Consider the following 19842-nt stretch of genomic DNA (forward strand, 5'->3'; position numbering starts at 1 on the left):
GCCTTTGCCGCTCAGTTGACGTGCACCTTGCAGGTAGTCTCGTAACGCAGATCGTCGTTCTTGTCGCGGATCTTGAAGCGGTAGGAAATGTCTCCAGTGCTGTTGATGACGAGAGTCTGAGTGAATTTTCGGCCGGTGCCGTCGGTGCTGCTGGTAGCTGAGACCAGGCCGCTGCCGATCGAGTGACCGTCACCGATGCCCCATTCGGGCTTGAGCGGTTCGACGTCACCGGTGGTGTTGACCGTGATCGTCATCAGGATGGTCTGGTTGCCGCTGGTGCGCGACACCGTTTTCCAGTTCTCGCCATCGCAGGAGTCGGAGTAGCTGTCGAGATTGACGCTCTTGGTGATATCGGCCCAGGTGTCTGCAAGGTCGTTACCGCCACCGCAGGCACTGAGCGCAAGAGCGGCGAAGCTGGTGATCAGGCTGAGGCTGAGGCGGAGCAGGGGGAAGGATTGCATGATCTTCTTTCTGGCTGACGAGAGATGTCTGGGCTTGCTTGCGCGGCAGTCGCCCGTTTTTTCAAGCATAGCGAATGGCTGGGTGGAAGCGGCCCTCGTGCTGGGGGCCAGCAGACGTGCGGCAGATTGTTATTCTCAATAGTTCTTTGTGAATCTATTTTTGTTTTAGAAATGGATAAAGGGGTGCGGCATACTTGCAGCATCCTGCCCCCTACGGAGAAAGAACATGCACCAGATCCTCAAATCCGCCGCTGCTGCGCTGGCCCTGCTGGGCTTCGTTGCGGGCGCCCAGGCCCAGCAGAAGGACATTCTCAACGTGTCCTACGACGTTGCGCGTGATGTGTTCAAGGACTACAACCCGCGCTTCATCGCGGCCTACAAGGCCAAGACCGGCGAAGAACTGGTCGTGAAGCAGTCCCACGGTGGCTCTTCCAAGCAGGTTCGCGCGGTGGCGGACGGCCTCGAGGCCGATGTGGTGAGCATGAACCAGCCGACCGACGTCAGTTTCCTGGCCGAGAAGGGCTTGCTGGCCTCTGACTGGAACAAGAAGTTGCCCAACAATGCTTCGCCCTACACCTCGACCATGGTGTTCATCGTGCGCAAGGGCAATCCCAAGGGCTTCAAGGACTGGAGCGATCTGACCAAGCCCGGTGTGACGATCACCATCCCGCACCCCAAGAACACCGGTAACGGTCGCAATACCTACCTCGCTGCCTGGGGCTGGGCGCTGCGTCAGCCCGGCGGCAATGAGAAGACGGCAGCGGCCTTCGTAGGTAGCCTGCTCAAGAATGCGCCGGCCTTTGCGCCCGGCGGGCGCGATGCCACCACCAACTTCATTCAGCGCGGGCAGGGCGATGTGCTGATCACCTTCGAGAGCGAAGCCGAGCTGATCGCGCGTGAGTTTGGCCGTGGCAACTTTGATGTGGTCTATCCGAGCCAGTCTCTGCTGACCGAATTCCCGGTTGCTGTCGTCGATAAAGTTGTCGACAAGCGCGGCACCCGCAAGCAGGCCCAGGCTTACCTGGAATTCCTGTGGAGCAAGGACGGCCAGGAAAACGCTGCGCAGAACTATTTGCGTCCGCGCGATGCCGAAGTGCTCAAGAAGTACGCTGCGCAGTTCCCGCCGATCAAGACCTTCACCGTGGAAGAAATCTTCGGTAGCTGGGACAAGGCTTTCACCGCCCACTTCAAGGACGGTGGCAGTTTCGATCAGGTCTATCAGGCAAAATAAGAGAGCTGCAGCCAAACGATTCTGGTCGTACTGAGGCGCTGCCCCTGGTGGAACGCCTGGCCAGAAGCGCGGCGTTACACTTCGTTTTGCTACAGTTCTCAAGCCTTCTCGAACAAGGACGGGCCGGCCATGCCGGCCCGTTTTCATCATGACAAGCAAAAAACATCACGTGCTGCCCGGCTTTGGCCTCTCGCTCGGCTATTCGCTGGTCTATCTCTCGCTGCTGGTGCTGATCCCGCTGGCCGGACTGGTGGCTCGCAGCGCCGAGCTCTCGTGGGCTCAGTTCTGGCAGATCGCCACGGCTGAGCGGGCACTGGCGGCCTATCGCGTGACTTTCGGCACCGCCTTCATCGCCGCTTGTGTGAATGGGGTATTCGGCCTGATCGTGGCCTGGGTGCTGGTGCGCTACGAATTCTTCGGCAAGAAGCTGGTGGATGCCTTCGTGGATTTGCCCTTCGCCTTGCCGACCGCGGTGGCCGGCATCACCCTGACCACGCTGTATGCCAATACCGGCTGGGTTGGTCAGATTCTCGAGGGTTGGCTCGGCTTCAAGGTGGCCTTCACGCCGGCCGGCATTGTGGTGGCGTTGATCTTCATCGGCATTCCCTTCGTGGTGCGCACGGTGCAGCCGGTGATCGAGGATATCGAGCCGGAAGTGGAAGAGGCGGCCGCCAGCCTCGGCGCCTCGCGCTGGCAGACTTTCCACCGGGTGCTGTTCCCGGCCTTGTTCCCGGCATTGCTGACGGGTTTCACGCTGTCCTTCTCACGCGCGGTCGGTGAGTATGGTTCGGTGATCTTCATTGCCGGGAATATGCCGATGGTGTCCGAGATCACGCCGCTCCTGATCATCTCCAAGCTGGAGCAATACGATCTGCCGGGCGCCACGGTGCTGGCGGTGGTGATGCTGGTGATTTCCTTCGTGCTGCTCTTGTCGATCAATCTGCTGCAGTGGTGGACTGCCAGTCGCCACACGGGCCGCCATGTGGATGAAGGAGCACAGGCATGAATCAGATTCGCACCGTGAATACCGAGTCGCGCGGCGTGCGCTGGACGCTGATGGCTCTGGCCTTTGCTTTCCTGTTCTTCTTCCTGGGCCTGCCGCTGCTGTCGGTGTTCGCCGAGGCTTTCCGCCAGGGCTTTGGCCCTTACTGGCAGGCGCTGGCCGAACCAGAGACTCTGGCCGCGATCTGGCTGACGGTGTTTGTGGCACTGGCCGTGCTGCCGCTCAACATCCTGTTCGGCGTGGCCACTGCCTGGGCGGTGGCCAAGTTTGAATTCCGTGGCAAGAGCCTGCTGACGACCCTGTTGGACCTGCCATTCGCGGTCAGCCCGGTGGTCGCAGGCCTCCTCTTCATCCTGATTTTCGGACGCCAGGGCTGGTTCGGGCCGTGGCTTGCGGCGCATGACATCAAAATCATCTTCGCCTTGCCCGGCATGATCATCGCCACCATGTTCATCACCGTGCCCTACATCGCGCGCGAGCTGATTCCGCTGATGCAGTCGCAAGGCAAGGACGAGGAAGAAGCCGCCGTGTCGCTGGGTGCTTCGGGCTGGCAGATGTTCTGGCGGGTGAGCCTGCCGAACATCAAGTGGGGCCTGCTCTACGGCGTGATCCTGTCCAATGCTCGGGCGATGGGAGAGTTCGGCGCGGTGAGTGTGGTCAGCGGCCACATCCGCGGCGAGACCAACACCCTGCCGCTGCATGTGGAAATTCTCTACAACGAATACAACTCGGTCGGCGCGTTTGCCGCGGCCTCAGTGCTGGCGCTGCTGGCGCTGGTCACGTTGGTGGCGAAGACCTTTGTGGAATGGCGGATGCAGAAGGAGACGGACATGCTCAATGCCGTGCTGCCGCCGGAGAAGACCACAGCAACGAATTGAACGACGGGTTTGAGGCCCGTTGATCTGCACAAGGATTTGAGTCATGAGCATCGAAGTCAAAAACATCAGCAAGCGTTTCGGCAATTTCGTGGCGCTGGACAATATCTCGCTGGAGATCCCGACCGGCGAGCTGGTCGCACTACTGGGCCCCTCCGGCTGCGGCAAGACCACGCTGCTGCGGATCATCGCCGGCATGGAGTCAGCCGATACCGGCCAGGTGCTGTTCCACGGCGAGGAGGCCACCCATGTGCATACGCGGGAGCGCCAGGTTGGCTTCGTGTTCCAGCACTACGCGCTGTTCCGCCACATGAGTGTGTTCGAGAACGTGGCCTTCGGCCTGCGTGTGAAACCGCGCGCCGAGCGCCCCTCGGAAGGCGAGATCCGCGAGCGCGTGATGAAGCTGCTCAAGCTGGTGCAACTGGACTGGCTGGCCGAGCGTTATCCCTCGCAGCTCTCCGGCGGTCAGCGCCAGCGCATCGCGCTGGCCCGCGCGCTGGCGGTGGAACCCAAGGTGCTGTTGCTCGACGAGCCTTTCGGCGCACTGGATACGCAGGTTCGCAAGGAACTGCGTCGCTGGCTGCGGCATCTTCACGACGAAATGCATATTGCATCGGTGTTCGTGACCCACGATCAGGAAGAGGCGCTGGAAGTGGCTGACCGCGTGGTGGTGATGAACAAGGGCCACATCGAGCAGCTGGGCACGCCGGACGAGGTGTACTCGGCGCCGGCAACGCCCTTCGTGTATCGCTTCCTCGGCAACGTGAATGTGTTCCACAGCCGTGTGCACGGACAGTGGGCCGAGGTGGATCGGGCTGCGCATGTCGCCAAGGATGACGCGCTGGCCTTTGTGCGCCCGCATGACATCGAGATCCAGCGCGAGTCCTCCGCCGGGGCCTTGTCAGCCAGCGTGCTGCATGTGCAGGCCATCGGCCCGCTGGTACGGGTGGAGGTTGAACACCAGGGGGAGATCTTCGAGGTCGAGCTGACTCGCGAGCGTCATAACCAGCTCGCGCTGACCGCCGGCGAAACCGTCTGGCTGCGCCCGCGCAATCTGCGTGTGTTCCAGGGCGAACAGATGGTCAGTTCCCAGACCTTTGATCTGGGTGCTGGCATCTGAATCAAGCAGGCGCGTTGGCCGATCTCGAAACACCGGCGCACGTAGTTTTTTCTGCGCCTCGTTTTGACCTCTGCCCGCTCGTAGCGCTTTCTTTCTGACTCCGGCTCTGGGCGGCTTCTGTTGAAGCGGCCTTGGGCCGCGCCTGCAGGATGTATCGTTTGAGCGGCACTGCCGTGCCGCTGCCTCAGGCCGCTGCGCGTGGCTTGAATACCTGGCGCCGCATTTCCTCGCGTGAGGGCAGGGAGGAGGCCGGCCAGCGCAGCACGCGCAGGCGATGGCTGCGCAAGAGAGTCTGGGCGCGCTCGATCATCGGATCTCCCGGGCTGCGTTCGATGAAGATCACCACGGCCGGGCTGAAGTCCTTCTTGCAGATCACGAAGTCCGCGCTGACGCGTGGCGGCGGAGTGCCGTGGGCGTCCAGCAGGGTGGCAATATCCACGCTGGCCAGCAGCGGGAAGCCGGCGGCGACGTCGGCATGCAGCAGGAGGAACGCGTCCTGAGCCGGGCCATCAAGCAGGGGGCGGCGCGTGCGCGGCGTGGTATCTACCACGGCAGCGGCTGGCGTGACGGGCAGGGGTTTGATTTCAAAAGTTTCGTGATTAGGCAACGGGTTGCCTGCTTCGGCTTCCTTGACCAGTTGCTGAAGCTGGTAGGCATCGAAATCGTTGTCGCGCTGGCCGAAACGCTGCTGCCAGACCCGCCAGGCCCGGTACAGGAAGAACGCCATTACGCCGAAGAAAACCGTGAGGATCAGACCGTACACGAGCATGCCTCCAAAATCGTCGGCGAATTCTAGCGGGATTGGCCGGGCCTTGCGCCGCCTTCGATCATGTCGCTGTGGCCGGCCAGATCAGCCAGGATCGGGCAGTCCGGGCGGGTGTCACCTGCGCAGCAGTGGTTGAGCTGGCTGAGGGTGTCGACCATGCCTTGTAACTCAGCGATGCGGGTCTGCAGATCGGTGATATGGCGGGTGGCGATGGCTTTGACGGCAGCGCTGGAGCGTGCCCGATCCTGCCACAGGGCGAGCAGTTCGCGGATTTCGTCCATCGAGAAGCCGAGTTTGCGGCTGCGGGCGATGAAGCGCAGGGTGTGGATATGACTTGCGCCGTAGATGCGGTAGTTGGCTGCGGTGCGGGGGACGCTGCCGAGCAGGCCGAGGCTTTCGTAGTGACGCACCATCTTGATGGACACACCACTGGCTGCGGCGGCGGCACCGATATCCACGAAGCCGGCCTGAAGGGCGTCGGCGTGTTCGAAGCTGGCGGACATGAGGATTTCCGGCAAGGAAAAACCCCAGTTTACGCTGCCCTAGGGGCTGTTGATATTCATTCATCGATTCGCCGAATGAATGTCAAAGACCCTAGAAGCGCGTGTATTCGCCTGACGCTGCATTGAAGCCGGCGCGGGCGCGGGGAGTAGTCCTGGGCGGGAGCTGTGCCAGGCTGTTGCTGCGGCCGGAGGCTTCTTCTCCGAGCTTGAAAAATGCCATCAACGCCTGCAGCTGACCGGCCTGGTTGTTCATCTCTTCAGCGGTGGCGGCGAGCTCTTCGGCGGAGGCCGCATTCTGCTGGGTGAGCTGGGCGAGCTGGCTGAGGGTGGCGTTGATCTGGGTGACGCCGTCGGACTGCTCATTCGAGGCGCTGGCGATGGCTTGCACCAGTTCTGCGGTTTGCTGGATCGCCGGCACAATCTGCTGCAGCAGGCTGCCAGCGTTTTCGGCCACATGCACGCTGTTGCTGGCGAGGCTGCCGATCTCCTGTGCCGCGACCTGGCTGCGCTCGGCGAGCTTGCGCACTTCAGCGGCGACCACGGCAAAGCCGCGTCCGGCAGCGCCGGCCCGGGCGGCTTCGATGGCAGCATTCAGGGCGAGCAGATTGGTCTGGTAGGCGATGTCGTCGATGATGCCGATGCGCTCAGCGATCTGCTGCATGGCTTGAACGGTCTGGGCCACGGCCGCGCCGCCTTCATTCGCTTCACCGGCGGCTTTGAGCGCTACCTCATCGGTGCTGTGGGCGCTATCCGCATTGCGGGTCACCGAGCTGCTCATCTGCTCCATGGCGGCGGAGGTCTGCTCCACGCTGGCCGCCTGCTCGCTGGAGGACTGTGCCAGCGACTGCGAGGTGCCGGTGATCTGGCTGGCGGCGCCACCCAGGCTCTCCGAGCTCGCGCGCACTTCTTCGATGACGCGGGAGAGCTGCTGCGTCATGCCCTGCATGGCGGCCAGCAACTGGCCGACCTCGTCGCGATTGTGCACTTCGATGCGGGTGCCCAGATCGCCTCCGGCTATTTGCTCGAAGAGGCCTACTGCGCCAGCCAGCGGACGTCCGATCCAGCGCCGGCCGCAGAGCATGATGCCTCCGGCGATCAGCACGGCCATGATCATGGCTGCGATCAGCAGGTCGCGCAGAATGCCGCGTGCGAAGCGGGTGAATTCGGCGAGCGGGCCGGTGGAGACGATCAGCCAGTTCCAGTGCTCGAAGCTGTTGAACACGCCGAGCTGTTCGGTGCCGGCCTTGCTGTCCTTGGCCGAGCTGAAGTGCAGTGCACCGTTCTTCCCCTCGATCATTGTGCGCAGCCAGGGGTGGCTGTCGCCCAGCAGGTTTTGGCCCTCGGCTTCCGGATGGACCACGGCCTTGCCGGCGTCCGTGCCGCTGCGCTCAAAGATCAAAACATGGCCGCTGTCGCCCACGGTGATGGCGCGCACCTTCTGTTTGAGCGTGGCAAGGCCCTCGGTAAAGTCGATACCGATGAAGCCGATGCCGATCACCCGGCCATTTTCGATCAGCGGGATGTAGCGCGTGATGTAGTCGCGGCCGAAGAGCTTGGCGCGGCCGGTGTAGGCCTGCCCGGCCAGGGCCGGTGCATAGGCCGGGTGGGCGTGATCGAGGCGGGTGCCGACGGCGCGCTTGCCGGCGGCATCCTTGACCGAAGTGGCGAGGCGGGTGAAATCATCGCCGTCCTTCACGAAGAGGGTGGCGACCGCGCCGGAGGCGGCGCTGAAGCTGTCGATCAGGGCGGTGGCTTTCGCTTCACTGGCGGCGATGTCTTTGGCGCGGGTGGTTTCCGGCACACCGGCCTGCAGGCGCGAGACGAATTCGCCGCCGAGCATGGCGGCGGATTGCTCCAGATTGGCGGCGTACACCTCGATCATGTCCACGATGCGCTGGTTCGCCGTTTGCAGCGCGCCGGTGGCGTTGGCTTCGAGCTGGGTGGAGAGCGAGCGCGCCAGATACAGCCCGGCCACACTGAAAACGGTGGTGAGCAGGGCCAGGGTGAGCAGGCTCAGCTTGGCGGCGATCGGCAGATCCGCCATGCGCTGGCGCAGGGACGGGCTGCGGGTCTGGATATCTTCTTGCATGCGGCGCTCCTTCGAGGCGAGGGCCTCTCCTGAGCATTAGTGCCCTGAAGTGAACGCCGCACCGCGGCCTGCCCGATGGGTGGGGCCGCTCTGCCCGTCAGTGCCTTAGGGTCTGCGCGCCAGCAACAGGGCGTTACTGACTACGCTGACGCTGGAAAAGGCCATCGCCGCGCCGGCGATCACCGGGTTGAGCAGGCCCGCCGCGGCGAGCGGAATGCCGATCAGGTTGTAGATAAAGGCCCAGAACAGGTTCTGGCGAATCTTCGCCGAGGTGCGACGCGAGATCTCCAGCGCGTTAGCCACCCGGCGTGGGTCGGCCCCCATCAGGGTGATGCCGGCCGCAGCCATGGCGACATCGGTGCCGCTGCCCAGGGCGATGCCCACATCGGCGGCGGCCAGCGCGGGCGCATCGTTGATGCCATCCCCGACCATCGCCACGGTTCCGAATTGCGCGCGCAGCTCGGTGACGATGCGCGCCTTGTCAGCCGGCAGCACTTCGGCGCGCACGTCTTCGATACCGAGTTGCGCGGCAATGGCGGCGGCGCTCAGCGCATGATCGCCGGTCAGCAGCAGCGGGCGGATGCCGGCAGCCTTGAGGGCGGCAATGGCCTCGGCGGCTTCGGGGCGCGGTAGATCACCGAAGGCGAGCAGGGCCAGCAGCTTCGGTACTTCAGCGATCTCGGCCAGCCAGGACACGGTATGCCCCTGCGCCTGATGTGCGGCGGCCTGTGCGCTGAGCGTGGCGGTGTCGAAGCCCAGTTCGCCCATCCAGCGCAGGCTACCCAGCGCGTAGTCGTGGCCATTGATGCCGCCGCGAATGCCGCGCCCGGCCTCGGCTTTTACGCCGCTTGCCGTCGGCAGGCTGAGGTCTTTGGCGGCGACTGCTACCGCGTGTGCCAGCGGATGTTCGCTGCCTGCCTGCAGCGCGGCGGCGATGGCGAGCGCATCGTCACGGTCGGACTCGATGGCAGCCAGCGTCGGTTTGCCCTGAGTCAGCGTACCGGTCTTGTCGAAGGCCACCACCTGTACGCGATGGGCGATCTCCAGTGCTTCCGCGTCGCGGATCAGGATGCCGAGTTTTGCCGCCGCTCCGGTGCCGGCCATGATCGCGGTGGGTGTGGCCAGCCCCAGCGCGCAGGGGCAGGCGATCACCAGTACCGCCACTGCGTTGAGGATGGCGGCCTGCCAGTTGCCACCCATGAAGCCCCAGCCGAGCAGGGTAGCCAGCGCGATCACCAGCACGACCGGCACGAATACCGCCGCCACCTGGTCGACCAGATGCTGGATTGGCGCTTTTTTCGCTTGGGCGTTTTCGACCAGTTCGATGATGCGGGCCAGCGCCGTCTGCGCGCCGATCGCCGTGGTACGCAGCGCGATCAGGCCTTCGCCATTCACGCTGCCGCCGATCAGCACTGCGCCGGGCGACTTGGCCACCGGAAGGCTTTCGCCAGTGATCAGCGCCTCGTCGATGTGCGATGTGCCTTCGATCAGCACGCCGTCGGCCGAGATGCGTTCGCCGGGGCGCACGATTACGATGTCATTGACGCGAAGCTGGCCGATGGGGATTTCCTTGTCGCCGTCGTCGCTTCTGATCCGGGCGGTTTCCGGGCGCAGCGCCTGCAACGCGCGGATCGCTTCGGTGGTCTGGCGTTTGGCACGCGCTTCGAGCCACTTACCGAGCTGGACCAGGGTGATCACCACAGCGGCTGCCTCGAAATACAGATGCGCGCTGTGCCCGCGGAGCAGCAGCCACAGGGAAAGGAAGTAGGCCGCGCTGGTGCCCAGTGCCACGAGCAGATCCATGTTGCCGCTGCCGGCCCGGGCGGCCTTCCAGCCGGCGCGGTAGAAGCGTGCGCCGAACACGAACTGTACCGGCGTGGCGAGCGCGAGTTGCAGCCAGCCAGGCAGCATCCAATGCAGGCCGAAGGGTTCGACGAGCATCGGCAGCAGCAGCGGCAGGCTCAGCAGGGCGCTGGCGATCAGCGCCAGGCGCTGCCGGGAGTGGCTGCCGAATGCGCTGGCCGCCGGTGTGGCGGCCACATGTAATTGACCCGAGAAGCCGGCTTTTTCGAGCGCTGCGAGCAGGCTGGCGGGGGCGGCATCGAGGCGGGTTTCGATACGGGCGGATTCGCTGGCCAGACTCACCTCGGCCTTTTCTACGCCGGGCTCTTTGAGCAGAGCTTTCTCGACCCGGGCCACGCAACTGGCGCAGCTCATGCCGGCCACATCCAGCCGTACGCTGCGCAGCGGCACTTCAAAGCCTGCGCGGCGGATGGTGGCAAGCACGGCTTCGAAGGTGACGCTGCCGGCCACACTGGCGCGCTCGCTGGCGAGGTTCACACTCGCCTCAGTCACACCGGGCGTGGCGCGCAGCATCTTCTCCAGTCGCGTGGAGCAGGCGGCGCAGGTCATGCCCTCGATGGGGAGGGAAAAGTGTGTCGGGGGGGCTGCAGGGGTGGGCGCGCTCATGGCTGGGCTCCGGGTCAGGACACACTGACTCTAGGGCTTCCCATCATGGCAGGGTCAAGCGGAAGGAGGAGACGCTGCGAAGCCCCCGTGCCGGCAGGGGGCTCCGCTGTGCAAGTGCGACTCAGAAAGCCTTGCTGAGGGTGACGACTGTTTTGTCCTTGGCGATGTTGGAGGCGGATGTGGTGTCGGCAAGACTCAGGAAGCCCTTGTAGGCATCTGGTTCGTTTGAGCCGTAGTAGGCCAGGCTGGCGGACCAGCCGTCGGCGAAGCTGTGGGTGACACCGAGCTTGTAGTAGGTGATGTCCAGCCCGGTGGCATTGGCGATGATCTGGCGGCCGAGCTGCCCGTTGAGGTTCCAGCCTTCGGCCACGTCGACGCTGCCATTGAGTTCGTAGAAGTAAGAGCCGCGCGTGCTGCCGGTAACGCCGGCCGTGCTGTCGCCAGCAAAACCACCGCCAACCGGAGAGTTGTTGGTGCTCCAGCCGAAGTATTCAGTGAGGGCCCGGCCGGTCTTGAAGCTGAGCCCCTTGTAGCTCAGCGAAATGAAAGCTTCGGCAGTGTTGAGCTCGTTCGGATCGTTGTAGCCGGTGAAGCTGGAGTTCTTCCAGTTGCCGCCGGGGTAGGCGTAGTAGATCACGCCGAGGTCATAGCCGACGGTGTCGGCGATCGTGTTGCGGTAGCCCGTGAACAGATCGGTTTCAACGGAAGCGCCCGGCAGCCAGTGGTCCGACACGTTGGAGGCGAAGAAGCCGGCATAGAAGCCGGAGCTGTGATCGGCCTCAATGCCGTATTGCAGGGCGGGCTTGCCCCAGGTCTGAGATTGGCCGCGGAAGATGTAGTCGCTGGTCAGGCTCAGGCTGCTGGGAAAGCTCCAGTCCGGAGTGGCGGCGGGTGTGGCAGCCGGTGTGGCGGCTTCCTGGGCATGAGCGGGCAGCGCCAGGGCCAGGCCGAGGGCAGCGAGGGCGGCGGGGATAGTGCGTTGTGCGAGGGTGAGCATGGTTCTCTCCTGTCAGGCAATGGTTGGGGTGGAACGGGAAGCGTGAAAAGCTGAGGTTCAGTCGCTGCCGGATAGCTCCGGCATAGGGGTTCGGGATTCCAGCGCCGGTGTGTCGCTGTCGTCCTTGAGATCGACGCCGGTGCGGCCGAGCTGGCGTGCGCCGGCAATCAGGAAGGCCAGCTTGCGGGCCGCTTCGGCGTAGTCGAGGCCTTCCGGGCGGACATTGGAAATGCAGTTGCGCCAGGCATCGGTGAGGCCGACACGCGGCCCGCCGGTGAGGTAGATGCCGAGGCTGTCCGGTGAGGAGAGGCCGGGGCGCTCGCCGATCAGCACGGCGACCAGCGCTGCGTTCAGGCTCTGGCCAATCTCGTCGCCCAGCGCAACGCGAGCCTGACTGGCGATCACCACCGGTGCTTCGCGCAGGGTCGGGAAATACGGAAGCAGGGCTTGCAGCAGGGGCAGGGTGTGGCGGCTGATGGCGAGGGACGAGAGACCATCGGCGACCACGATGAGCAGCGGCAGAGGCGAAGCCGGGGCGGCCTGCTTCAGCAGCGCCGCGCTGCTTGGAGCGAGGCGGCGCCCGAGGTCCGGCCGGCGCAGGTAGGTGGCGCGGTCCGTTGCCTGGCTGGCCACGCGCAGGCTGGCAAAGCCGGCCTGGCTGAAGGCCTGGGTCAGGGCGTCCAGATCCAGGGCTTCATGTACCGCATCGCGCGCCTGGGCATGGGCGAGTCCGAAGCGCAGCACTTCGGCGGTGGGCAGGCTGACGCCGCTGCGCCCGAGCGCCAGGCGTGCCGGAGTGAGGCTGCGCAGGCGTGTCCACGGGTCCGGTGTGATCGGCAGCTTGCTCATGTCTGCCCCCAGGCGGAGCCGGCCATGGCGAGCAGCGGCTGTTGCTCGGTTTGCGGCAGGAGTTCGCCGCGGTAGTCGGCGATGCCCATGCGCTCCAGCCACTCTTCGAATTCGGGTGCGCGGCGGCGGTTCAGCACGCGGCGCAGGTAGAGCGCATCGTGGAAAGAGGTGCTCTGGTAGTTGAGCATGATGTCGTCGGCGCCGGGCACACCGATGATGAAATTGATGCCGGCCACCCCGAGCAGGGTGAGCAGGGTGTCCATGTCGTCCTGATCGGCCTCGGCATGGTTGGTGTAGCAGATGTCGCAGCCCATCGGCAGGCCCAGCAGCTTGCCGCAGAAGTGGTCTTCGAGGCCGGCGCGGATGATCTGTTTGCCGTCGTAGAGGTACTCAGGGCCGATGAAACCGACCACCGTATTGACCAGCAGCGGCTGGTAGCGCCGGGCGAGGCCATAGGCGCGGGCCTCGAGGGTCTGCTGGTCGGCGCCGTGATGACCATTGGCCGAGAGCGCGCTGCCCTGGCCGGTCTCAAAATACATCACGTTGTTGCCCAGCGTGCCGCGATTGAGGCTGCGTGCGGCGTGCATCGATTCTTCAAGGATCGCTGCGGTGACGCCAAAACTGCTGTTGACCGCCTCGGTGCCACCGATGGACTGGAAGACCAGATCCACCGGCGCGCCTTTTTCGATGGCGCGGATGGTATTGGTGACATGGGTGAGCACGCAGCTCTGGGTAGGCACCGCGTATTGCTCGCGGAAATTGTCCATCAGGTGTAGCAGGGTGGTGATGGCGGGCAGGCTGTCGCTCGCCGGATTGATGCCGATCACCGCGTCACCGGCACCGTAGAGCAGGCCATCGAGCATCGAGGCGGCAATGCCACGGGCATCATCGGTCGGGTGGTTGGGTTGCAGGCGCACCGCGAGGCGGCCACGAAGGCCCAGGGTGTTGCGGAAACGGGTGATGACTTCGCATTTCGCCGCGACCAGGATCAGATCCTGATTGCGCATCAGCTTGCTGACGGCGGCGACCATTTCGGGGGTCAGGCCGGGGGCCAGCGCGGCGAGCTCCGTACTGCCTGCTGCGTCTGATAGCAGCCAGTCGCGGAACTCGCCGACACTTAGCCCGGCGACCGGGTCGAAGGCCACTGGGTCGTGATCGTCCAGAATCACGCGGCTCACTTCGTCCACTTCATAAGGAATGATCATCTCTTCCAGAAAGCGCGCCAGCGGAACTTCCGCCAGCGCGATCCGGGCTGCCATGCGTTCCTCGCTGGTGGCCGCCGCCACTCCGGCGAGCAGATCGCCGGAGCGGAGCGGGCTGGCCTTGGCGAGCAGGGTCTTGAGGTCAGCGAACACATAACGCCTCACCCCTACGCTGGCGGAATACGACATGGCTTCAGCCTCCCGCTTACTCGGTCTCGACCGCCAGGGCGGCCATCGGCGCAGCCGCACGCTGGGCGTGGGTGGCGCGGAAGTAGCCGTAGCCCACCGCCAGGATGCCGGCGAAGACGGCGGCCAGGAGCGGGTTGAACCAGGTCACGGTGATCAGGCAGATCACTGCACCGCCCAGCGCGATGGCGGGGAAGACCGGGAAGAACGGCGCCTTGTAGGAGCGCGGCAGATCCGGCTGGCTGCGACGCAACTTGAACAGCGAAGCCATGCTGAGGATGTACATCAGCAGCGCACCGAAGACCGACATGGTCACGATGTTGGCGGTCAGCGTCTGGCCACCGAAGGACAGCAGCTCATCGCTGAAGATCGCCAGGATGCCGATCACGCCGCCGGCGATGATGGCGCGGTGCGGGGTCTTGAACTTCGGATGCACGGCGCCGAGCCAGCCCGGCAGGTAGCCGGCGCGGGCCTGGGCAAAGATCTGGCGCGAATAGCCGAGGATGATGCCGTGGAAGGAGGCGACCAGCCCGAACAGGCCCAGCCACACCAGCATATGCAGCCAGCCGGAGGATTCGCCGACGATCATCTTCATGGCCTGCGGCAGCGGGTCATTGATGTTGGCGAGCTTGGTCCAGTCGCCTGCGCCGCCGGCCATCACCATCACGCCAACCGCCAGCACCACCAGGGTGATGATGCCGCCGGTGTAGGCAATCGGAATCGAGCGTTTCGGGCTGCGCACTTCTTCGGCGGCCATGGCCACGCCTTCAATCGCAAGGAAGAACCAGATTGCAAACGGGATCGCCGCGAAGATGCCGGCGATCGAGGCCAGCGAGAATTCATCGGCACCGGCCCAGCCGCCCTTGGCAAAGTTGGCGAAGGAGAAGCCCGGCGCCACCACACCCATGAATACCAGCAGTTCGAAGATTGCCAGCAGGGTCACGCACAGCTCGAAAGTGGCGGCGATGGTCACGCCCACGATGTTCAGGCTCATGAAGACCAGATAGGCACCGACGGCCGCGATTTTCGGATCCAGCGCGGGGAACTGCACATTCAGGTAAGCGCCGATGGCCAGCGCGATGGCCGGCGGGGCGAACACGAATTCAATCAGGGTGGCCATGCCGGCGAGATAGCCGCCAGTGGGGCCGAAGGCGTGATAGCTGTAGGCGAAAGGGCCGCCCGCGTGCGGGATGCTGGTCGTCAGCTCGGTGAAGCTGAAGATGAAGGTGCCGTACATCAGCGCAACGGCGAGGGTGGTGATCAGGAAGCCGAGCGTGCCGGCCGAGGCCCAGCCGAAGCTCCAGCCGAAATATTCGCCCGAGATCACCAGGCCGACAGCGATGCCCCACAGTTGCCAGGTGCCTAGGCTTGCCGCCAGCCCGTGCGGCGCTTGCGTTGATCCACTCATGATTGACTCCAGTCGAGTTGGTTTGGTGAGCGCATCGTGAATCAAAGCCTGCCGGGAGGCGTATCAAGTTTTGGCACGTCGATAGCAGGATTTGGCACCGCTTCACCGGCACCGTGCCGAAGCCCTCCTGCACCAGTCGGGGGCGCTTCTTTGGCGTGCCAGGCGCTACTTCGGTCGGCATCCCGCCTGCCAGCGCGCTTGCGTCAACAGACAATGCAATGATCGGGCCCGGTACGCCGCTTGCTTAGAGCTAAAGTATTAGGGGCTGCAGGAAGTGACTTCCATGGATCAGTTTGTGAGGGACCGGGGCGACGCCCGGAAAGACTCGGCGCCGCGTGCCTTGCGCCGGGTGAGCCGGGCGCGCGATGCGGATGAGCATGCACTCAACCTTTCGCAATGGGATCAGCGTTACGACCAGCTCTCGGCGGGCGCATTCGAGGGCGAGGTGATGGAACTCTGGCTGCCCAAGAGCCAGATCTTCGTCGAGCGCGCCAATCGCCAGCTGCGCCAGAGTTGTGCCGCCTGGAAGGACTCTGTGTGGTTCGGCATCCCGGCCGCCGAAGACGGCATGATGTGGATGGGCAGCAAGCCCTTGGCGGCGGACGCGGTATGCGTGCGCGACGGCGGCGTGGAGTTCGATCTGCTGACTGCGCCTGACTTCGATCTTTACGGCATCGTGGTGGATCGCCCGGCCTTTGCGAGCCATCTCGAAGAAACAACCCGCCTGGACCTCGATCGCGTGCTCCAGCAGCGCGACGTGATTTCCCTCGTGCCGGCGCGCAAGCATCGCCTGTGCGCGGCCTTGAGCAACATCCTGCTGGACGCAGAGGCGGCGGGCGACGATCCGGCGCTTCTGCAGGCGCGGGTCTTTGATGTGCTGGTGGAGGTGCTGCAGCAAGGCAAGTCCTCGGCACCGGTCGCCCGGCGTTGCGTCTCTGCGCGTCAGCAGATCGTCAGCCGCATTCGTAGTCAGGTGCTGGCCAGTCCGGGCGATGCGCCGTCGATTCCAGATCTGTGCAGGGATCTGCATGTGAGCCGCCGCACCCTGCAGAACAGTGTTGAAGAGGTCACCGGCCAGTCGCCGCTGAGTTTCATCCGCAGCCTGCGTCTCAACGAGGTGCGGCGCGCCCTCAAGCAGGATCACCGCAGCGCCATTTCCGCCGTTGCCTATTCCTGGGGCTTTACCCATCTGAGCCAGTTCGCCAAGGACTACCGCCAGCTTTTCGGCGAGCTGCCTTCCGAAGCCCGGCAGGAGCATTGAGCCGGGCTTGACCTTGCCCTCATGGCAGGGATGAATATGGTGCTTTTCCAGTCAGGAGTTGCACCATGTACGAATTCATCGTTCCGGACATCAGCTGTGGCGGCTGTGCCAAAACCATCACCCGCATCCTCGGCGAACTCGATGCGGCGGCCAAAGTGGAAATCGACGTGGCGACCAAGCAGGTGAAGGTGGAAACCGCGCTTGCCCGCGAAGCCATCGTCAGCCGCCTGACCGAGGCCGGTTTCGAGCCACAGGCCTGAGCGGCGCATCTCGCTTGACCGCGCGGGCGGCCAGCACATATCGTCAAGGCATCTTCTCCCTTTGCAGGATGCCCCCATGGCTGTGCGCCGCCTGATCCTTACGCTGCTCTTCGTGCTGCCTGGCCTGTGTGCGGCTCAGGGCGCGGTGCCGCTGCCGCCCGAGCAAAGCGTGCGGGCAAGTGACGCGCTGTTCACCGGACGCTTCGTGATCGATCCGCAGACCCAGCTGATCACTGGTGAGCTGACGATCAAATGGGATAACGGCAATCGCTACAGCGGCCAGATGCGCGCCGGCAAACGCCATGGCCAGGGGCGCTTCGACTGGGCCAACGGTCAGTCCTACGACGGTGATTGGCAAGACGATCAGGCCACCGGCAAGGCCCGCATCGTGTATGCCAATGGAGATCGTTATGAGGGCGCCTGTGTGGCAGGCCTACGCCAGGGCGGCGGCCGCATGCAGTGGACTAATGGCCAATCCTATGAGGGGGATTGGGCCGGCGATCAACCCGAGGGGCGCGGCGTGCTGCTATTTGCCAATGGCGACCGCTACAGCGGCGAAGTCCGCCAGGGCTTGCCGCAAGGCCAGGGCAGCAAGCTCTTTGCGGCGACGGGTGACCGCTACGAAGGCCAGTTCGACAAAGGGCTCGCGCAGGGCGAGGGCCGCTATACCTGGCCCACTGGCGACCAGTATGTCGGCCAGTGGCAGCAGGGGCGCAAGCATGGCAAGGGGCGTTACACCTGGGTCAATGGCGATTACTGGGAAGGCCTTTTCCGCGAGGATCTGCAGGCGGAGGGGCGTCTCTATTTCGTGCCCACGATCAAGCTGGATCAGGAGAGCGTGAACAAACTGATGCAGCAGGCGCGTGCCGCCAGCGACAGTTTTGCCGTGCGCCCCGGCAGCACCGAACCAGAGCGCGCGCTGGATATCGAGCGCCTAGCTGCGATTGCGCAGGTGGCGGCCGAACTGGAAGTCTGCCGCCAGCCCGCAGCCAAACCCGACTGCCGCGCCACCACCCTCGCAGCCATCGCGGCCGGCCGCCACTTCGAGCACGACTGGCAGAACATGTTTGCCGAGAAGGGCGTGAGCTATGACGTTGATCGTCGCAGCAGCAGCGAGGCCGGCGTGGTCTTCTCCTGGTTCCGCTTTGCCGATTTCAATGCCAACCTGCTGCGCCATACCGGCATCAAGTACGATTGCCGCAGCCAGGCGCTCGAAATCCAGCTCATCTACAACTGCAATGGCAAGGCCTGCAGCCTCGACAAGAATTTCGACCGCTACGTCGGCAAGACCATTCCGGCCGCCACCATCAAGGGCTGGTTCAAAGGCGGTTGCGAGCGTCGGCGTTAGGCCGTTACCGCCGCCTGCAGCCGGCGCAGCAGCGCCAGGCCCTGCGGCCAGGGGCCGTGGCCACTGTCAGTATTCACATGGCCCACCGCGCCGAGGTTCAGGAAGCTCAGGCCGAGCTGGCGTGCGAGGCCGCGCGCCTTGTCCAGCGTCATCCACGGATCATTGCTGCTGGCGACCAGAATGGCGGGGATATCCAGCATTTGCGTCGGTAAGTGCTCACGGACGCCGAACTTGTCCGGGTCGGCGGGAGCCACCAGCAGCAGGCCGGCGATGCGTTCTTCACGGCCGACGCTGGCGTGCAGGCTGGCCAGGCTGCCAAAGCTGTGGGCAACGATCCATACCGGTTCGTGGGCGGCGTCGATGGCCGCTCCAAGGCGATCGCTCCAGGCGGCGAGATCCGGGGTGGAGTTGTCGGCCTGCTCAACGCGCTGGCTGCCGGGCAGCTGTGCATGCAGCCAGCTTTGCCAGTGGGCCTCTCCGCTGCCGCGCAAGCCCGGCACGATCAGCACGTTTGCATTGTCAGGCTCGGCACGGGCAATGGCGCGGGCCGCCAGCGCATGCAATGCGTGGAATGAGGTGGTGTGAGCGAGCGAGTGGGCGAGGGCGTTCATGGTGTGCTCCGCGTGAATCAATGTCCGCACTCTAGCGCCACTCAAAGTGCATTTTGTGTATAAGTTGTAATTCCTATAGTTCAATTGGAAATAAAAGGCGCCCGCAGGCGCCTGATGAAATGCCGGTCAGGGCTCAGTGCTGATGATGGGATTGAGCAGGCATCGCAGCGCCCAGCCCTTCGATCTTCACGTCCACGGTGATTTCGCCGGCTTTCTCGAACTTCAGGCGCAGCGGGAAGCTCTCGCCTTCCTTCAAGGGGGCCTTGAGGTCGAGGAACATGACATGCAGGCCACCCGGCTTGAGTTCGACGCTCTGTCCGGCAGGCAGCTCGATGCCGTTCTCCAGTTTCGCCATGCGCATGATGTTGCCGTCCATGCGCATGGTGTGCAGCTCGACGAGCTTGGAGACGCCTGTGCTGGCGGAGACCAGACGGTCCGCCGGCCCCTTGTTGTCGATCTTCAGGAAGCCGCCGCCGGCCGCTGCGCCCGGTGCCGTGGCACGTGCCCAAGGCTGGCTGATGCGCAGATTGCCGCTGGTGTAGTCGGCTGCCTGAGTGGCGCCAGCGCAGGCCAGCAGGGCAAGAAGAGTGAAGTGCTTGATGAATGACATGAGTGATTCCTTTGCAGGGGGGCGGCGCCTTCTGGCGCCGCGTGTGAGGATCAATGCTGGTGAGAGGGCTTGGCAGCGGCCGGGGTGAGGGTCAGAACGGCGGCCGGGAAGGCCGGCTTGTCATGCCCGGTCGGGATGGCGGCCCAGTCGTTCTCGCCCTTTTCGCAGTTCTGCAGCACGCGGAAGTAGTGCTGACCCGCTTCAGCAGGCAGGCTGCCGCGCAGGACGAACTCGTCATACTCGGCATCCAGCAGGCGCCCGCCGCTCCAGGTGATCACCGCCGCCCGCTCGGTGATGGGCTGGCCGTGTGAGTCATAGGGCTGCAGCAAGGGCTCGTTCTGGATGCTGAGGGTCCAGCCCGGTTTGGGCATGGGTTTGGCGCCCACAAAGCCCGGCGGCAGGAAGACCGTGATGCGGGTGGTAGGCGAGCCCGCGCAGCCGTGGCCGACGCGGAAGACGGCCTTGTAAGTACTGCCAGCGATGGCACTGGCTTGCTCGAGGGTGACATGGGCCTGGGCGGCAGGCAGGATGCCGGCGGCAAGCGCCAGCATCGCCAGTAGATTGCGATAGTGCATGGAATTCTCCGTGTTGGC

Annotated in this window: 19 protein-coding genes; 7 read left to right on the forward strand and 12 right to left on the reverse strand. The window is 64.4% G+C overall.

Annotated elements, in window-relative coordinates:
* Nucleotides 1–11 precede the first annotated feature (11 nt).
* Nucleotides 12–461 carry a hypothetical protein gene (locus tag HJ583_RS04235; protein WP_170020751.1) on the reverse strand — a complete coding sequence of 150 codons (450 nt, stop codon included), beginning with the start codon at nucleotides 459–461 and terminating at the stop codon, nucleotides 12–14.
* 226 nt (nucleotides 462–687) lie between these two features.
* Here HJ583_RS04235 and HJ583_RS04240 point away from each other — a divergent pair, with 226 nt between their 5' ends.
* From HJ583_RS04240 to HJ583_RS04255, 4 genes are all read left to right on the forward strand, one after another.
* Nucleotides 688–1692 carry a sulfate ABC transporter substrate-binding protein gene (locus HJ583_RS04240; protein WP_170020753.1) on the forward strand — a complete coding sequence of 335 codons (1005 nt, stop codon included), beginning with the start codon at nucleotides 688–690 and terminating at the stop codon, nucleotides 1690–1692.
* Nucleotides 1693–1840: 148 nt separating this feature from the next.
* Complete coding sequence (gene cysT / locus HJ583_RS04245) at nucleotides 1841–2698, forward strand: sulfate ABC transporter permease subunit CysT (RefSeq protein WP_170020755.1); 858 nt, start codon at nucleotides 1841–1843, stop codon at nucleotides 2696–2698.
* Nucleotides 2695–3573 (forward strand): sulfate ABC transporter permease subunit CysW, encoded by an 879-nt coding sequence (gene cysW, locus HJ583_RS04250; RefSeq protein ID WP_101941368.1) that lies wholly within the window; start codon nucleotides 2695–2697, stop codon nucleotides 3571–3573. The genes cysT and cysW overlap by 4 nt, the downstream gene beginning before the upstream one ends.
* Before the next feature lie 43 nt (nucleotides 3574–3616).
* A complete protein-coding gene (locus tag HJ583_RS04255; protein WP_170020757.1) occupies nucleotides 3617–4690 on the forward strand; it encodes a sulfate/molybdate ABC transporter ATP-binding protein in 1074 nt (357 codons plus the stop codon).
* Between the two features lie 184 nt (nucleotides 4691–4874).
* Here the strand turns inward: HJ583_RS04255 and HJ583_RS04260 are convergent, their stop codons facing one another.
* From HJ583_RS04260 to eat, 8 genes are all read right to left on the reverse strand, one after another.
* Nucleotides 4875–5459, reverse strand: a complete 585-nt coding sequence (locus HJ583_RS04260) for a hypothetical protein (RefSeq protein WP_170020759.1) — start codon at nucleotides 5457–5459, stop codon at nucleotides 4875–4877.
* Between the two features lie 23 nt (nucleotides 5460–5482).
* Nucleotides 5483–5959, reverse strand: coding sequence for a Cu(I)-responsive transcriptional regulator (cueR, locus tag HJ583_RS04265; RefSeq protein WP_170020761.1), 477 nt, complete (start codon nucleotides 5957–5959; stop codon nucleotides 5483–5485).
* 91 nt (nucleotides 5960–6050) lie between these two features.
* Nucleotides 6051–8048 carry a methyl-accepting chemotaxis protein gene (locus tag HJ583_RS04270; protein WP_170020763.1) on the reverse strand — a complete coding sequence of 666 codons (1998 nt, stop codon included), beginning with the start codon at nucleotides 8046–8048 and terminating at the stop codon, nucleotides 6051–6053.
* Between the two features lie 105 nt (nucleotides 8049–8153).
* Nucleotides 8154–10517, reverse strand: coding sequence for a heavy metal translocating P-type ATPase (locus HJ583_RS04275; RefSeq protein ID WP_170020765.1), 2364 nt, complete (start codon nucleotides 10515–10517; stop codon nucleotides 8154–8156).
* Between the two features lie 121 nt (nucleotides 10518–10638).
* The gene (locus tag HJ583_RS04280) at nucleotides 10639–11514 is read right to left on the reverse strand and encodes a TorF family putative porin (RefSeq protein WP_170020767.1); all 876 of its coding nucleotides are present in this window, start codon (nucleotides 11512–11514) and stop codon (nucleotides 10639–10641) included.
* Between the two features lie 57 nt (nucleotides 11515–11571).
* A complete protein-coding gene (gene eutC / locus HJ583_RS04285) occupies nucleotides 11572–12363 on the reverse strand; it encodes an ethanolamine ammonia-lyase subunit EutC (protein WP_170020769.1) in 792 nt (263 codons plus the stop codon).
* The gene (locus tag HJ583_RS04290) at nucleotides 12360–13754 is read right to left on the reverse strand and encodes an ethanolamine ammonia-lyase subunit EutB (RefSeq protein ID WP_170020771.1); all 1395 of its coding nucleotides are present in this window, start codon (nucleotides 13752–13754) and stop codon (nucleotides 12360–12362) included. The genes eutC and HJ583_RS04290 overlap by 4 nt, the downstream gene beginning before the upstream one ends.
* A gap of 16 nt (nucleotides 13755–13770) precedes the next feature.
* Entirely contained in the window at nucleotides 13771–15159 is a 1389-nt protein-coding gene (gene eat, locus HJ583_RS04295) for an ethanolamine permease (RefSeq protein WP_170020773.1), read from the reverse strand.
* 283 nt (nucleotides 15160–15442) lie between these two features.
* Between eat and HJ583_RS04300 the strand changes: the two genes are divergently transcribed.
* From HJ583_RS04300 to HJ583_RS04310, 3 genes are all read left to right on the forward strand, one after another.
* On the forward strand, nucleotides 15443–16420 hold the full coding sequence (locus tag HJ583_RS04300) for a helix-turn-helix domain-containing protein (RefSeq protein ID WP_170020775.1): 978 nt from the start codon (nucleotides 15443–15445) through the stop codon (nucleotides 16418–16420).
* Nucleotides 16421–16485: 65 nt separating this feature from the next.
* Nucleotides 16486–16680, forward strand: coding sequence for a heavy-metal-associated domain-containing protein (locus HJ583_RS04305; protein WP_170020777.1), 195 nt, complete (start codon nucleotides 16486–16488; stop codon nucleotides 16678–16680).
* Between the two features lie 76 nt (nucleotides 16681–16756).
* On the forward strand, nucleotides 16757–18028 hold the full coding sequence (locus tag HJ583_RS04310) for an MORN repeat-containing protein (protein WP_170020779.1): 1272 nt from the start codon (nucleotides 16757–16759) through the stop codon (nucleotides 18026–18028).
* Here HJ583_RS04310 and HJ583_RS04315 read toward each other — a convergent pair.
* From HJ583_RS04315 to HJ583_RS04325, 3 genes are all read right to left on the reverse strand, one after another.
* Entirely contained in the window at nucleotides 18025–18639 is a 615-nt protein-coding gene (locus HJ583_RS04315) for an RBBP9/YdeN family alpha/beta hydrolase (RefSeq protein ID WP_170020781.1), read from the reverse strand. The genes HJ583_RS04310 and HJ583_RS04315 overlap by 4 nt on opposite strands.
* Before the next feature lie 133 nt (nucleotides 18640–18772).
* Entirely contained in the window at nucleotides 18773–19249 is a 477-nt protein-coding gene (locus HJ583_RS04320) for a copper chaperone PCu(A)C (RefSeq protein WP_170020783.1), read from the reverse strand.
* Nucleotides 19250–19299: 50 nt separating this feature from the next.
* Entirely contained in the window at nucleotides 19300–19824 is a 525-nt protein-coding gene (locus tag HJ583_RS04325) for a YcnI family copper-binding membrane protein (RefSeq protein ID WP_170020785.1), read from the reverse strand.
* Nucleotides 19825–19842: the final 18 nt, after the last annotated feature.

Origin of the sequence: Uliginosibacterium aquaticum, from assembly GCF_012972705.2 — a bacterium.
Lineage (GTDB): Bacteria > Pseudomonadota > Gammaproteobacteria > Burkholderiales > Rhodocyclaceae > Uliginosibacterium > Uliginosibacterium aquaticum.